Annotated in this window: 8 protein-coding genes; 2 read left to right on the plus strand and 6 right to left on the minus strand. The window is 71.4% G+C overall.

What is annotated here, in order from left to right; all coding sequences use genetic code 11:
- Positions 1–148: 148 nt before the first annotated feature.
- On the minus strand, positions 149–379 hold the full coding sequence (locus tag D7Y21_RS34120; protein WP_121717904.1) for a hypothetical protein: 231 nt from the start codon (positions 377–379) through the stop codon (positions 149–151).
- A 217-nt stretch (positions 380–596) separates the two neighbouring features.
- The gene (locus D7Y21_RS43135) at positions 597–929 is read right to left on the minus strand and encodes a DUF5953 family protein (protein ID WP_370039654.1); all 333 of its coding nucleotides are present in this window, start codon (positions 927–929) and stop codon (positions 597–599) included.
- A 329-nt stretch (positions 930–1,258) separates the two neighbouring features.
- Here D7Y21_RS43135 and D7Y21_RS34130 point away from each other — a divergent pair, with 329 nt between their 5' ends.
- A complete protein-coding gene (locus tag D7Y21_RS34130) occupies positions 1,259–6,562 on the plus strand; it encodes a type I polyketide synthase (protein ID WP_255427389.1) in 5,304 nt (1,767 codons plus the stop codon).
- A gap of 25 nt (positions 6,563–6,587) precedes the next feature.
- On the opposite strand, the gene D7Y21_RS34135 is transcribed toward D7Y21_RS34130, so the two are convergent.
- Positions 6,588–7,805 carry a cytochrome P450 gene (locus D7Y21_RS34135; RefSeq protein WP_121717906.1) on the minus strand — a complete coding sequence of 406 codons (1,218 nt, stop codon included), beginning with the start codon at positions 7,803–7,805 and terminating at the stop codon, positions 6,588–6,590.
- A 191-nt stretch (positions 7,806–7,996) separates the two neighbouring features.
- Between D7Y21_RS34135 and fabD the strand changes: the two genes are divergently transcribed.
- Positions 7,997–10,270 carry an ACP S-malonyltransferase gene (gene fabD / locus D7Y21_RS34140; protein WP_121717907.1) on the plus strand — a complete coding sequence of 758 codons (2,274 nt, stop codon included), beginning with the start codon at positions 7,997–7,999 and terminating at the stop codon, positions 10,268–10,270.
- A 27-nt stretch (positions 10,271–10,297) separates the two neighbouring features.
- Here fabD and D7Y21_RS34145 read toward each other — a convergent pair whose 3' ends face one another.
- The 3 genes from D7Y21_RS34145 to D7Y21_RS34155 form a co-directional block, all read right to left on the minus strand.
- On the minus strand, positions 10,298–11,932 hold the full coding sequence (locus D7Y21_RS34145; RefSeq protein WP_121717908.1) for an FAD-dependent monooxygenase: 1,635 nt from the start codon (positions 11,930–11,932) through the stop codon (positions 10,298–10,300).
- On the minus strand, positions 11,929–12,729 hold the full coding sequence (locus D7Y21_RS34150; protein WP_121717909.1) for a hypothetical protein: 801 nt from the start codon (positions 12,727–12,729) through the stop codon (positions 11,929–11,931). The genes D7Y21_RS34145 and D7Y21_RS34150 overlap by 4 nt, the downstream gene beginning before the upstream one ends.
- Before the next feature lie 23 nt (positions 12,730–12,752).
- On the minus strand, positions 12,753–15,838 hold a 3,086-nt coding region (locus tag D7Y21_RS34155; RefSeq protein WP_199735549.1), incomplete at its 5' end, for a thioesterase domain-containing protein.

Consider the following 15,838-nt stretch of genomic DNA (forward strand, 5'->3'; position numbering starts at 1 on the left):
GGCGGGCGGGCGGTGGGAGGCCGTTTAATGCCCCATTGTGGAGGGGCGGGCGCAGCGTCGGAAGTTCACGGGACCGTCTCCGCTGGGGCCTGCTTGAACTCCAGGAGCGATTCCGTGAGGTCGAAGAGCTTCGCGTCGTCACCGGCAGTCATTCCCCCTGGGCTGCCCGGCGTGCCCAGAGCACGTTCCAGGTCCAGTCCGGGAAGGTGGCCCGGGGGGTGGTGATATTCACCCCCACCTCGGTGGCGGCGACCTCGGCACACTGCTTCCGGGCGTCGTTGAACAACTGGGTGCGCAGGCCAACACCGTCCACGTTGCTGGCGAACATGAAGCCGGAATCATCCACGGCCACGGGCGGGGACAGGTCGGGCTCGCGCACCTCGACCTGCTGTCACGGTAGCGTGCGCACCGGCCGGAAGCCGATGGCTGTCGTAGACTCCTTTGGATAGGCCTGGGAACGGGATGCCGCGCGGACTTCGTAGGGCTGGTCGTGTGCGCTGTCGGGCTTCTTGGCAAAGGACGACCGGCAGGTGGAAGGACTGGTGATGCCCTGGAGCCGCAGGGCATTCGCAATGAGGCAGCAGCCCGAGGTGCACTCAATCGGTCAACGCAGCTGGGCTTGAGCCACTCGACGGCGTCGCGTGCCCCCACGATGCGCGTGCGCTTTCTGCCACGACCTCCAACACATCCGCCACCACCGTGAGCCCTGCCGCGTCCAATGGCATTTGTGCATGGATTTCGAATTGTGCCTGGCCACCGGGCGAACTGTTCGCTGGTAGTTCCAATCCGTAAATCATTACGGGGTGGCTCTTGTCGCCATTGCAAACAAGAGAGAAGCCCCCAGCCTTGGTCCCTTCCGCGAGCCACGCGTCACGCTGCGGCAATGCGATGGGGCGCCCGTCTTCGGCGACCCTCCAATCCAGGCGCAGGCCAGGTCACTGTATGTATCGTAGCTATCGGTCTTGACCTCCCACGGCGTGCGTGCAGCCAATTTTGGTTGTGTGGGTCATTGCCGCCACGGTGATTGACCCTTTGAGGCTTGCACTCCAGGGGGTGTCCGAGATCGAGAGACTCGGGAGGTACCGGCCTCGTGAGGTCCCAGCTTCCTCGGAGGCGCATCATGGTCACGTCCTTTCAAGCGCGACGCTGACTTGATGCGCCCAGGCCTCTCGCTTGTTGTCCCGCGTCACGGTCGCTGGATACAATCCCCCTGGATAATTTCATGAAACGGGGATTTCCAGTGGGTGACACCGACAGCATGCCGCGTGTAGTGAACGGGGCCCCCCGCAATCCGATTGCCGTCGTCGGCATGTCAGGGCGCTTTCCGGGGGCCAGGACCCTGGAGCAGTTGTGGGAGAACCTGCGTCAGGGGGTGGACTCGGTGTCAGGCGCGCCCCAGGACCGCTGGGTGCTGGAGGCCTCCACCGACAGCACCTCGGGGCTTCGCGGCGGGTTCCTCGACGAGGTCGAGGGTTTCGAGCCCGCGTTCTTCGGCCTGTCCCCCGCGGAAGCGGCGCGGATGGATCCCCAGCAGCGCCTGATGCTGGAGCACTGCTGGATGGCCCTGGAGGCGGCCTCCTTGCCCCGCCTGGCGGAGGGACGCCGGGCTGGCATGTTCATGGGGATCCCCCCTTCGGACTACCCGGCCGGGCTCCCCGGGAATGACGCCTCGCGGCTCCTGGCCCGGGTGTCCCGGCTGCTGGGCATCCAGGGGCCGGGCCTCGTCGTGGACGCGGCCTGCGCGTCCTCGCTCGTCGCCATCCAGCTGGCCTGCCAGCAGTTGTGGACGGGCTCCCTGGAGTGGGCCCTGGCGGGGGGCGTCTTCGTCATGTCCACCGCTCGCATGCACCGCGCGGCGCTCGACGCCACGGAGCGCGGCGGCGGGTTCGTCCCCGCCGAGGGCGTGGGCGTGGTGGTCCTCAAGCCCTTGGCCCGGGCCATTGCCGACGGGGACCGCGTCCTCGGCGTCATCCGAGGCGGTGAGAGCGTCCAGGTCGGGCGGCTTCCGGGCGCGCCGGCTTCCGACGACGCGCGGTGCCGCGCCGACCTCATCCGCGCGGTCCACCAGCAGGCTGGAGTCGAACCGGGGACCGTCTCCTACGTGGAGGCGCATGGCAGCGGTGCCTGCCGCCCGGATGACGTGGAGCTGGAGGCCCTCACGCGGGTCTTCCAGGCGCGCACCGGCTCCTGCGCCATCGGGTCGGTCGAAGGCAACGTGGGCCATGCGGGCGCGGCCTCGGGCATGGCGGGGTTGTTCAAGATCCTCCTCGCCTTCGAGCACCGGGAGCTCCCGCCTTCGCTCCACTCGCGCGCGGAGCCGGTCGCGCGGACACCCTTCCGGGCCGACACGAAGCCCTCTCCATGGGCGGGGACCGAGGGTGCGCCGCGCCGGGCTGCCATCAGCGCCTTCAGTTCGAGCGGCACCGACTGCCACCTCGTGCTGGAGGAGGCACCGCCTCCCAGTCCTCGTGCGGCCGTGCCCGAGCGCCCCGCGTACCTGTTCGTCCTGTCCGCGCGGACCCATGAGGCGCTGGGCCGTATCGCCGCGAACCTCATCGAGAGCCTGAAGCGCTCGCTGGCGGACGGCGACGCCCCTCATCCGGGGGACGTCGCCTTCACCCTGGCGCGCGGGCGGGGCGCCCTGGAGCGGCGCGCGGCCTTCGTCGCCGCGGATCTCCAGGAGCTGATCTGCCTGCTGACGCGGTTCCGCGACACGCCCGCGGCTCCACAGGTGCACGCCGGTCCGGGAGGGATCTCCGCGTCCTCCCGGGGCCTCCTGCGTGAAGTGAACGGGCGCCTGCTCCGGAGCCTCGACCTGGAGACGCCGGCCTCCGTCTGGTGCGACACGCTCCAGGCCTCGGCCGAGCTGTACGTGCTGGGCGTGGACCTGGATCAGCCCGCGCTGTTTCCGGAAGGTGTCTACCGGTGCGTCCCGCTGCCCTCCTATCCGTTCGCCCGTGAGCGCTGCTGGATCCAGGCTCCCGCCACCCGGGGGCTGCTCTCCGCCGAGCCCGCTCCCGTCCCGGAGGCCGCTCCGCCGGTGAGCACCGCGAGCGACAAACAGGTGCCCGAGGTGACGATGCTCCCCGAGAACGCGCTCCTGCTGGAGAAGGGGTGGCGCGCCGTGGAGGAGCAGGGGACCGCGGAGCCGCTGGACCTGGAGGGCACCCTGGTCGTGCTCGTCAACGACGAGACGGTCGCCCTGGCTCGTCAGGCGCTCGCGTCCCTTCGGAACGCCCGCCTGTTCCTCATCGCGAACTGCGGGAGCTCGACCCCCGGTGTCGATGCGCTGCTCGACTTCGATCGCCATGAGGCCGGTGTCCGGCTGGGCGAGGAGCTGAACGGTCGCCGTGGGCCGCTGGCGGGGATCATCGACCTCTCCGACCTCCGGGCCGCGCCGCGAGGAGGCTCGGACGACGCGCCGGAGCGGATGGAGTCGTTCGGCCGGATCGGCCTGTGGCAGACGCTCTTGAAGCGCAGCCGGACGGAGGCCTTCGCGCTGCTGCACTTCACCCGCGGCCTGCGCACGTTCATGAGCACCGGTCCGCTGGAGCTCGGCGGTGGCGTGATGGCGGCGCTGGTCGGCAAGCTCGGCGCGGAGTTCGCGGGCCTGCATGCCCGCACCGTGGACCTGGAGCGCGTCCCGGCTGATGCCCGCGAACTGGAGGCGTTGATCCGTCAGGAGCACGGCGACCGGGACTCCGGTGGCGAGGTCCTTCACCGCAAGGGCCGCCGCTATGTCCCCCAGATGCAGCCCCTGCTCGTCTCGCCGGCTCCCGTGTCTCGCCTGTCCGCCGACAAGGTGTATGTCATCACGGGCGGGGTGCGTGGCATTGGCCTGGAGGTCGCCCACCACCTGGTGGCCCGGGGCGCCCGGCGGCTGGTCCTCATGGGCGTGCAGCCGCTGCCGCCCCAGGACCAGTGGCCCGCGCTCCTGGCCGACCCCGGATGCGCGCCCGCCCTGCGTGAACGGTTGTCCTCCCTGCGGGCCCTCGCGTCCCGTGGCGTGCGGCTGCGCGTCCACTGCGGAGCGTTGACGGACGCCGCCGCGCTGGAGGCGCTCTTCTCCGAGGTCCGCGCGTCCCTCGGCCCCATCGCGGGCTGCATCCACTCCGCGGGAGCGGTCTTCTTCACTCCGCCTGCCTTCACCAGCAAGCCGCTGGGGCAGTGGCACAAGGTGCTCGAGCCCAAGGTCGAAGGACTGCTCACGCTCGAACGCGCGCTCGCGGCGGACTCGCTCGACTTCTTCGTCGTGTTCTCGTCGGTCTCGGCGCAGGTGCCGTCGCTGGCTGTCGGCCTCCTGGACTACTCGGCCGCCAACGCGTTCATGAACCTGTGGGTCGAGCACCGGCGCGCCATGGGCCGTGTCTCCCACCAGTCCGTCGTCTGGCCCAACTGGAGGGACGTCGGCATGGGCGAGGTGAAGAGCCCGGCGTATCAGTCCCTCGGCCTGATGGCGCACTCCACTTCGGATGGACTGGCGCTGCTGGATGCGACGATGGCCTCCGGGCGGGCCGTGCTCCTGCCCGCCGTGGTCGACCCGGGCCTCTTCGCGCCTGACGCCCTGCTGCGGACGCGGAGCCGGACGCAGCCCGTCCGCGACCTTCCGCGCCCGAGCCCGTGGGTCGAGCGCCCCACGCCCGTCGAGCCGCCCACGCCCGTTGAACCCGCGGCGCCGGTGGTGCCCGACTCGCCGGTCCTGGCGTCCGCGTCCGCCTCCCCGCGCTCCACGGACGCGGAGCTCCGCGCCTTCACCACGGAGTGGCTCCGCCAGTTGTTCGCACGGGAGCTCCAGCTGGCCCCGGAGCAGATCAACCCCGACGCGGACTTCGAGACCCTGGGGCTGGACTCCATCCTCGTCATCGAGGTGGTGACGCACCTGGATGAGTGGCTGGGCGTGAAGCTGGACCCGTCACTCCCCCTGCTGCACCGGACGCTGACGGCGCTCACGCGCCAGCTCGTGGAGGCATACCCCGAGGCCGTGCTGGCGGCCCATGCGCGGACAATGCCTCCCGTGGCGCGTCCCCTGGAGCCCCTGCGCGTCGAGCGCTCTCCGGAGCAGGCTCCTCCTCCTCCGCCGCAGGTGAAGGCCGCCCCCGCGCCCCTGCCCGTGACGGCTCCTGGTGACGTGGAGCCCATCGCGGTGATTGGCATGGCCTGTCACTTCCCCGGCTCGCCGGATCTGGAGGCGTACTGGCGCGTGCTGCGGGAGGGGCGCGACCTCATCACCGAGGTGCCCGAGTCCCGCTGGCGGATCGCGGACTTCCATTCCCCCACCCATCAGCCCGGACGGAGCATCGGCCGCTGGGGCGGCTTCATCGAGGGAATCGAGCTGTTCGATCCGGACTACTTCCAGATCTCCCGGGCGGATGCCCCCTGCATCGACCCGTTGATGCGCCAGTTCCTGGAGGCCAGCGTCCAGTGCCTCCGGCACGCGGGCCATGAATCACACGAGGTGGCGGGTAGGAGGGTGGGGGTGTTCGTCGGCTCGCGGATGAGCGGCTATGCCGCGCGCATGCCGGAGCCCACGCGCAATGGCGTCCTCGGCTCGGGGCAGAACTTCATCGCCGCCCACGTGTCCCACTTCCTCGACTTGAAGGGGCCCGCGCTGGTCGTGGACACCGCGTGCTCGTCCTCGCTCGTCGCCATCCACCTGGCCTGCCAGAGCCTGCGCTCGGGGGAGTCCGAGCTGGCGCTGGCCGGGGGCGTGGACATCCTGCTCGACGAGAACGTCTACCTGACGCTCAGCGAGAGCCGCGCGCTGTCACGCGATGGCCGGTGCAAGACCTTCGACGAGCGCGCGGACGGCTTCGTCCCCGGGGAGGGCGCGGGGGCCGTCCTGCTCAAGCCGCTGCGCAAGGCCCTGGCGGACGGAGACCGCATCTACGGCGTCATCGACGCGACGGCCGTCAACAACGACGGGCACACCATGGGCGCCACCACCCCCAACCCCGCGGGGCAGCGCGCCGTCATCGAGGAGGCCCTGCGCCAGGGCCGCGTCGATCCCCGGACGCTCGGCTACGTGGAGGCCCATGGCACCGGGACCATGCTCGGAGATCCCATCGAGCTGAAGGCGCTCACGGAGGTGCTCGCGCCCGCGGGCGCTCCTCCGGGCTCGTGCGCGGTGGGCACCGTCAAGAGCAACTTCGGGCACCTGCTGAGCGCCGCGGGGGTCGCGGGCTTCATCAAGGTGGTGCTCTCCCTGATGCACCGCGAGCTGCCCCCCACGCTGCACTGCGCGACGCCCAACCCGCGCTTCCACTTCGAGTCCTCGCCGCTCTTCCCCAACACCACGCTCCGGCTGTGGGAGCCGCGCTTCGGGGTGCGCCGCGCGGGGCTCAGCGCGTTTGGCTTTGGCGGGACCAACGCGCACGCGCTCGTGAGCGAGGCGCCCGCCGGGCAGCAGCCCACGCGCGCGCCCCTGCCTCCCGTGGTCTTCACGCGCCAGCGTTACTGGCTGGAGGCTTCGTCCGCCCGCGCGGCGTCAATCCCAGACGCCACGCGCGCGGAGCCCCGCTCCCGGCGGAAGCTCGTCGCGCTGGACTTCGGCGCGACGGGCTGACGCCAGGGGCGGCGGGAACGGAACCTCAGCTCCAGACCAGGGGGAACGTGGAGAGGCCCCGGAAGCTGAGGTTCATGTTCCAGTCCTCGTGGTCGCTCTTGGGGCGCACGTTGGGGATGCGCTTGAAGAGCGTCTCGAAGGCGACGGGGACCTCCGCGCGCGCGAGGAAGGCGCCCGGGCAGACGTGGATGCCCGTGCCGAAGCCCACGTGCGGGTTCTTCTCACGCGTGAGATCCAGCTCGTCCGGCCGGTCGAAGAAGGCGGGGTCGCGGTTGGCCGCGGCCACCATGGGCATGATGCCCTGGCCCTTCTTGATCTGCTTGCCGCCCAGCTCGAAGTCGCACGCCGCGATGCGGGTGGGGGCCTGCGCGGGGGAGGTGAAGCGGTAGAGCTCCTCGCCCGCGGCCCGGTTGATCTTCGGGTCCTTCTTCATGCGCTCCAGCTGCTCGGGGTGCTTGAACATCGCGAGCAGGCCCGTGCTGATGACGTTCTGCGTGGTGGTGTGGCCGCCCGCCAGCAGCAGCACCATCTGGGCCACCACCTCCTCCAGCGTGAGCTTGTTGTCCTCGCGCCACGCCTTGACCAGGTAGGAGATGAAGTCCTCGCGCGGGCGCTCGAGGCGGTCATTGATGGCGCGCGTGATGTAGTCCGTCATCTTCAGCAGCGCATCCTGGCCCTTCAGCATGACGTCCAGGTTGTCGATGCGGCCCGTCGCCCGCGCCAGGTCCACGCTCCACGCCTTGAACGTGGGCAGGTCGTCCTGGTTCATGCCCAGGATCTCCACGGAGAAGAGCATCGCGGGCAGCGCGTAGGCGTAGTCGTTGACGAAGTCCATCTCCCCCTTGTCGTACACCTGATCAATCAGCCAGTTCGCGGTCTGCTGGGCGCGCTGGTGGATGTCCTTGACGTTGTCGGGGCGGAAGGCCTGGTTGATGAGGCCGCGCAGCCGCTTGTGCTCAGGGTTGTCCTTCATCACGGCCCACATGGAGAAGTGGGTGATGATGGGTCCCAGATGTTTCATGAACTCATCGTTCACGACGAAGGTCTCGCTGCTCTGGCTGGAGAAGCGCGTCGTGTCCTTCAGCGCGACCTGGACGTCCTCATACCGGGTGAGCAGCCAATGCCGCGTCTCTTCGCTCCAATACACAGGCTCCTGCTCGCGCAGCTGCTTGTAGTATGGGTACGGATTGATGTTGAACTCCGGGCTCAGGATGTTGACGTGCAGCTTCGCGTCTTGGCTCATGGGGTGTCTTCCTTTGATGGACCGCGGGCGCCGAGCGTGGATTGGCCCGGGATGGGCTCACGACCGTGATTATGGTAGCTCAGGTGCGGCGTGAAAAAAGAGCCCTGGATGTGGCCGGCATGGGCCGCTTCCTGTCTGGGCGGAAAGCCCGCATGGACTTCCGGGGTTCGTGAAGAAAACAGGTGTGACACATGACGGTGTTCGTGTTTCCGGGGCAGGGTTCGCAGAAGCGGGGGATGGGCGGGGAGCTGATCGCGAGACACCCGGAGCTGGTGGCCCAGGCGGACGCCCTGCTCGGGTTCCGGCTGGCGGAGGTGTGTCAGGACGCGCGCCTGGATGAGACGCGATATACCCAGCCAGCGCTGTTTGTCCTGAATGCCCTTGCATATCTGGAAGTGCGGGAGCGCCAGGGGCGTGACCCCGGGCACGCCATGGGGCACAGCCTGGGCGAGTACAACGCGCTGTTCGCGGCGGGGGCCTTCGATTTCGCGACCGGCGTCCTCCTGGTCCGCAAGCGCGGGGAGCTGATGGCCCAGGCGACCGGGGGCGGCATGGCCGCGGTGGTGGGGCTGTCCGTGGAGCGCATCGTCGAGGTGCTGGAGCGGCTGGGGGTGCGCTCCCTGGACCTGGCCAATGACAACACGCCCAGCCAGCAGGTGCTCTCCGGGCCGCGCGAGGACCTGGAGCGGGTGGCGCCGGAGCTGCGCGCGGCGGGGGGCAACGTCATCCTGCTCAAGGTGAGCGCCGCGTTCCACTCGCGCTACATGCGCCCCGCGCGCGACGCCTTCGCGGCCTTCCTGCGGGAGTTCTCCTTCGCGCCGCTGCGCTTCCCGGTCATCTCCAACGTGGAGGCCCGTCCCTACGAGGACGCGCGGGTGGCGGAGCTGCTGGCCCGGCAGATCGACTCGCCGGTGCGGTGGACGCAGAGCGTGCGCGCCCTGCTCGCCCAGGGGGAGCAGGAGTTCGTGGAGGTGGGGCACGGCAAGGTCCTCACGGGCCTCATCAGCCAGATCCGTCAGGCGACCCCCGCCGCCGTGGCGCCCGCGCCCGTGGCCGCGCTGGAGGCGCCTCCTCCCGTGCGCGCCCCCGCGCCCGCCGTCGTCACGGGCATTCGCGCCGAGACCCTGGGCAGCAAGGCCTTCCGTGACGCGCATGGCGTGCGCCTCTCCTACGTGGCGGGCTCCATGTACAAGGGCATCTCCTCGCGGGAGCTGGTGGTGCGGATGGGACGCGCGGGGTTGCTGGGGTTCTTCGGCACCGGCGGCGTCCCGCTGGCGCGCGTCGAAGAGGAGCTGCTGGCCATCCAGGCCGCGCTGCGCCCGGGCGAGGCCTACGGCATGAACCTGCTGCACAGCCCCGAGCGCCCCGAGCGCGAGGCCGCGCTGGTCGACCTGTTCCTGCGCAGGGGCGTGCGCGACGTCGAGGCGTCCGCCTTCCTTCAGCTGACCCCGGCCCTGGTCCGCTTCCGCATGACGGCCGCGCGGCGGCGCGAGGATGGGCGGGCCGAGGCGCCCAACCGCCTCATCGCCAAGGTGTCCCGGCCGGAGGTCGCGGAGGCCTTCATGTGCCCGCCTCCCCAGGGGCTCCTCGACGGGCTGGTGCGCGCGGGCCAGCTCACCCGGGAGGAGGCCCTGCTCGCGCGGGAGCTGCCCATGGCCGAGGACGTCTGCGTGGAGGCCGACTCCGGAGGACACACGGACCAGGGCGTCGCCAGCGCCCTGTTCCCCGCGATGAGCCTGCTGCGCGACCGGATGATGGCGGAGCACCGCTATCCGGTCCGCATCCGCCTGGGCGCGGCCGGGGGCATCGGGACGCCCCATGCGGCGGGCGCGGCCTTCCTGATGGGCGCGGACTTCATCGTGACGGGATCCATCAACCAGTGCACGGTGGAGGCGGGGACCAGCGAGCCCGTGAAGGACCTGCTGGAGACGCTCGACGTGCAGGACGTGACGTGCGCGCCCGCGGGGGACATGTTCGAGCTCGGCGCGAAGATCCAGGTGGTGCGCAAGGGGCTCTTCTTCCCGGCCCGGGCCAACCGCCTCTACGCGCTCTATCAACACCATTCGTCCCTGGAGGCCCTGGACGCGGAGACCCGCAAGCAGCTCCAGGAGAAGGTCTTCCGCCGCGGCTTCGACGAGGTCTGGGAGGAGACGCGCCAGCACTACCTGCGCGCCGACCCCGAGGTGGTGGCGCTCGCCGAGCGCAACCCCCGGAAGAAGATGGCGCTCGTGTTCCGCTGGTACTTCGTCCACACCTCGCGCCTGGCCCTGCGCGGGAGCCGCGAGCAGCGCACCGACTACCAGGTCCACTGCGGACCGGCGATGGGCGCGTTCAACCAGTGGGTGCGCGGGACTCCCCTGGCCTCGTGGCGCAACCGGCACGTGGATGAGCTGGGCGTGAAGCTCATGGAGGCCACGGCCGCCTGGCTGGAGGAGCGCTTCCATTTGATGCGCGGGGGGACCTGAGCCGCGCCCCCTCGCGGTGGGGCCCTCTCAGCTCAGGAGGGCCTTGAAGTAGGTGTCCAGCCCCGCCGTCGCGCTCAGGGGGAAGCGCGCGGCGACGTAGGCGTCGGGGCGGATCAACACGCCGCCCGCGCCCTTCGCGCCCAGGGACTGGTGGACCTTCCCGTCCGCGTCCCGCCACACGGCGCCCGCTCCTCCGGCGTCGAAGCCCGGCGGGATCTGCCCGTGGAACACGAAGTGGGGGATGAGCCATTCGCCGTACTTCTCCCGGGCGTGCCCGGCCAAGGCCCGCATCCGTTCCGCGTCGGGCTTCGCTCCGCCCAGGATGAAGAGCGTGTGGTGGGTCGCCCGGAGCACCTCGTACATCGCGGTGCGCTTCTCCCCGTCCAGCACGCAGTGCGGCGCGCGATCTCCTGGCCGGGCCCGGCCCCACTCGAACGCCGCAAGGGACGCGCGGGTGCCGGACGGATCAATCGCGGGCTGCACCACGGGGCTTCGGCGGTAGTGCAGGTCCAGCTGCGAGGTGCCCAGGACGTTCTTCAGGTTCAGCGCGGGCACGTTGAGCAGCTGCAGTTGCTTGCGCGCCAGGAAGCGCAGGATCGGGTTCGCGCCGAAGACGAGCAGGGTGAGCCGGTCGTTCTGCGCGAACATCGTCACGGCGGCGGCGTGGCGCTCCGCATGGTAGCTGTCGAGCAGGGCCGTGCTCGCCTTGCCCCGGACCGCGAGCCGCAGCTTCCAGGCCAGGTTGACGGCGTCCAGCGCCCCGGTGTTGAGGCCCTGCGCGGCGATGGGGGTGTTCACGTGCGCCGCGTCCCCCGCCACGAACACGCGCCCCACCCGGTAGTCGGACACCAGGCGCTGGCTCGGGTTGTAGTGGGTGAGCCAGAGGGGATCCTCCAGCTTCCAGTGGCCCAGGCCCAGCGGCGCCATGAGCTCGCGGAACTCCTCCAGCGTGGGCACCTGGCCCGCGAGCGGAGACCCGGGGGGCCGCGCGGCGATGAGCCGGTAGTAGTCGTTGCCCAGGTTCAGCACCACGAAGGGGAACCGGTCCAGGATGAAGCCGTGGCGCTCGTCGCGGGCGAGCGACATGTTGGGGATGCGCACGTCCGTCATGATCCAGTTGTCGTCATACCGCGCGCCCTTGAACCCCAGGTCGAGCACGGCGCGGACCCGGCTGTGGCCGCCGTCGCAGCCCACCAGGTACGGCACCCGGACCTCCTCCCGCTCGCCCCCGGCCCGCGCCAGCCGGGCTGTCACTCCCGCCGCGTCCTGATCGAACCCCTCCAGCGCAGTGGCGCGCTCCACGGTGATGCCCCGCTCGCCCAGCGCCTGGACCAGCACCCGCTCCGTCTGCCCCTGGTGCAGGTGCAGGTAGAAGGCGAAGGCGGTCTCCAGCTTGTCGTAGCGCAGCACGGTGACGCGCTTGCGTCCGACATGCATGTTCATGACGGGGTTGACCACCCCGTCCTTCATGAGCCGGTCCGAGACGCCCAGCATCTGGAAGAGCTCCAGGGTCCGGGGCTGGATCGTCACGGCCTTGGACTCGCCGGAGAACGAGGGCTCCTTGTCGATGATCCGCACCCGGACGCCCTGCTGGTCGAGCGCCAGCGCGAGGCAGAGCCCCACCGGACCGGCGCCCACGATCAACACCTCCGCGGCGCTCATGACGCCCTCCCCGCGGCCTGGGCCTTCGGCACGCCGGCCAGGAAGGAGACTCGCGCGCCCAGGAAGCCCGGCAGCACGCGCAGGTCCCAGTCGTAGCCCTCGTGTCCCTCGATCTGCTGGATGAGCGCCTGCCACTCCTCCAGGTGGTAGGCGCGCAGGTGCGAAACCACGCCGTCGAAGAGGAAGCACAGCGCGCCCAGGGGGGCCACGACGCCCAGCAGCACGCGGCGCAGGCTCAGGGGGCGGATGCCGCCCAGGCTCAGCCAGGCGCTGATGAACGGCGTCGCGGCGGTGAAGCGCAGCACGGACACCAGGTCCCGCTGGACGGGATCCAGGAACACGATGGGCTGCTGCTTGGCCACCGCGTCCGCCAGGATTCCCCGCACCGCGTCGGGCTGGAAGTGGTGCACGGCGTTGACGATGAGGCGCAGGCCCGACAGCTGCTCGGGGACGTCCAGCACGTTCACGGAGCCCTGGACGTGGCTCACGCGGCCCGCGCTCTCACGCTCGATCTCGGCGAACCGCTCCAGCGACGGGTACTTGTCCGACAGCTGGATGCGGACGTCCTCGCGTCCCAGGTGCTGGGACAGGGCCAGCATCAGCCCTCCGTCCCCCGCGCACAGCGCCTGGATGGACGTGAGGCCCCGCTGCTCCATCAGCCGGGCGAGGGCGTCGAAGCCGTTGTCATACATCCGCAGCCGCACGGACATGTGGTGCAGGAACTCCATGATCGTCTTGCGCAGCGGTGAAGGCAGCCACGGCAGGTCGTTGAACTCGAAGAGGTGGGCGCGTTGCATGGGGAGCCGTCCGGGGATGGGGATCAGGGAGAGAGGGCGGGTGTTTGCGTCGGAGGGTGGAGGGGCAGGGCTGCGGCGATCCGCTGGAGGAGCCAGGCCTGGGCCTGGTTCGCGCGCAGGAAGAAGTGATCCCCCTGCGTCACGTGCTGGTGGAACGCCCCCTGGGTGAGCGCGCGCCAGGCCGCGGAGGCCTCGGCGGTGATGCGGTCATCGGCGTCGCCGTGCAGGGCGGTGATGGGGAAGGCGAAGGGGGCTTCGGGTTGGTAGCGGTAGCCCTCCATCAGCTTCAGGTCCGCGAGCATCATGGGCAGCAGCGCCCGCGCGAAGTCGGCGTCCCGCCCCGCCATCACCCGGCCCTCCGTCGTGTTCATCGCGATGTCGAGCAGCGGCCCCAGGGGCTCTCGCGTGCCCGGGTCCGGCACTCCCTGGAAGCCGGCCTCGCGGAAGCGCTGCTGGAGCCCTTCCAGGAAGGGGCCGGGGCAGAGGAAGGGCGCGGCGGCGCCGCCCACGATGAGGTGCTCGGGTTGGGGCCGCCCGTGGGCGCGCAGCCGGCTGGCGACGAGGTACGCGAGCAGCGCGCCCAGGCTGTGCCCATAGAAGGCGAAGGGCAGGTCCAGGTGGGGCGCCAGCGCGGACTCCAGCCTCGGCAGCAGGTCGTCCAGGCGGTGGAGGGGCGGCTCATGGATGCGGGTCTCGCGTCCCGGGAGCTGCACCGGCCACACCTCGATGTGCTCGGGCAGCCGCGCCCAGTCCAGGTAGAGCGAGGCGCCGCCGCCGCCGTAGGGGAAGCAGAACAGGCGCACGCGAGGCCGGGGACGGCGCACCACGTGGCTGAACCAGGCGTGGGACGCCGCGGGCTCCGTCGAGGGGAGCGCGTCCGGCGCGGGCCGCGCTGGGGCGAGGTCGTGCAGCAGGGCCTGGGCGAGGCTGTCGATGCTCGGGCCTTCGAGCAGCAGCTCCGCGGGCACCCGCAGCGACAGGGTCTCCTCGATGTCCTTGCGCAAGGAGAGCCCCATGATGGAGTCGAGCCCCAGGTCGCGCAGCGGCACCTGGCGCGTCAGCGCGTCCGGCTCCAGTTGCAGGTGGTGCGCGGCGCGCGCGGTCAGGAAGGCCACGACCTCCTCCCGCCGGGCGGACAGCTCCTTCGCGTCCAGGGCGCCCTGGGGGCGGGGGCTCGCGGGCGGTGGAGACGGAGGGGCCTCCTGAAGGGCCCTTTCGAGCGCCTCCACCCGCTCCGCGCTCAGCAGCCGCAGCCGGTGTCCCCGGGCCTCGGCGATGAGCTGGTTCGCGCCGTCCAGGAGCCGGAAGTGGCCGGTGACGTGCCCGGTCGCGTCGGGCGGCTCGGGGAAGGTGATGTGACACTGGAGCGCGTCGTCCGCGGGGGCGTGGTGGAGCTGGAAGGACTCCCAGCCCACCACCATGAACCGCATGCGCTCGTCCAGGTGGGCGGCGCCCGCCACGGCGAAGAGCTGCGCGCACGCGTCGAGGATGCCGGGGTGGAAGCCCAGGGCGTGCGACGTCCGCTCCGCGCGGGGCTGCCGCCGGAAGCGGGCCACGGCCTCGCCGTCGCGGAAGCTCACCGCGTCCACCCACTTCACGCTCTCACCCAGGTCGAAGGACAGCTCTGCGAGCCGCCGGTAGAAGGTCGCGCCGTCCCAGCGGGTGCCCTGCTCCAGGCTCGGAGGGGCGGCCACGAGCTCCCGCGTAGGCTCCGCGCGCTCCAGCACCGCCTGGGCGTGGAGCGTCCACGGGCCCCGCTCGTTCACTCGGCCATGGAGCAGCAGCTTCGCGCGGTCCGCCTCCAGGGGCTCGACGCCCAGGCGCACCTCGCGCTCCTCGCCGGGCTCCACGTGCAGCGCGGCCAGGTAGCGCACGTCCCGCAGCGCGAACGACGTGAAGCCCAGGTGCTGGCGGATGGCGCGCGTCAGCAGCTCCTGGATGTTCCCGACGTGGGCGATGCCGTGGTTGTCCGCCAGCTCCGGCAGGCGCGCGTGGCTGATCCGGTAGGCGAACTCGCGCTCGCGGCGGGGCGAGTGCAGCGGTGTGCCGTCGAACACGTGCGCGGGGGCCCTGTCCGCTCCGGTGGGGGCTGCCTCCGCGGGCAGCTTGGGCAGCCAGTAGGGCTTGCGCTGGAACGGGTAGGTCGGCGGCGGGCGATCCGGACGGGGCCGCGCCTCGGTGAAGGCGCGCCGGGCCGGGCCGAGCCCCCGCGTGTAGAGGTCCGCCACGCACTCCATCAGCGTGCGCCACGGGGCGTGCTCCGACGTGGCGCGGAGCCAGGGGCGCCCCGTGTCTCCCAGGGCCACGATGATCCGGCGATCCGTGGACCCGAGGCCCGCGAGGGCCGCGTCCCAGTTCCCCGTCGCCTCGACAGGCGCCTCCCACGTGCCGGGGCGGGTCGCCTTCCGGGCGTCGATGAGCGCGTCGGCCGTCGTGCGCAGCAGGCGCACGCGGGGCTCGGCCAGCCGCTCCGGCTCCGGGGTGAAGGCGCCATGCCAGCCCAGGTCGCGCAGGAGGCAGCGCAGCGCGTCCCGGAGCTCCATCACCCCGGCCTCGCACGCCGCGACATGGAGGCCCCGTCCGTCGGCCAGCAGCGCGTCGGGTTGATAACCCCAGTGCCCCAGCAGCTTGAGCAGGGCGTACCGGGCGCGGAAGGTGGTGACCTCCTGCGCCTCCATCACCTGGGGGGCGCCGCCCGACAGCTCCCGGGCCACGGCGCCGCACGCGTCGAAGGCCGCCGCGAAGACGGGCTCCACCGGGTAGAGCGCCGCGACCGTGGCGCTCAGGTCCTCCGCGTGGGGAATGGCGATCGCGAGCCGGGGGATGGCGGCCTGCTCGACGACGGCGTGAAGGAGGCCGTCGGCCTTGCCGCCCTCGGCGAGGGCCTGGAGTCCGGCGGCCAGCCCCGCGCCGTCGGAGGCCACCACCGCGGCGCGGTGTTCCAGCTGGCCGCGCGAGGAGACGGCGGCGGTGCACGCCGCGGCCACGCCGTGCTCCGGCTCCCGCGACAGGTATTCCCGCCAGGAGCGCGCCAGGGCGCGCAGCGCGGCGTCGTCCCGGGCCGAGAGCGGCAGCAGGTGGACGGGCCGGGGGCGCGAGGCGCTGGGGC

It is taken from the genome of Corallococcus sp. AB045, assembly GCF_003668895.1.
GTDB classification, from domain to species: Bacteria; Myxococcota; Myxococcia; order Myxococcales; family Myxococcaceae; genus Corallococcus; species Corallococcus coralloides.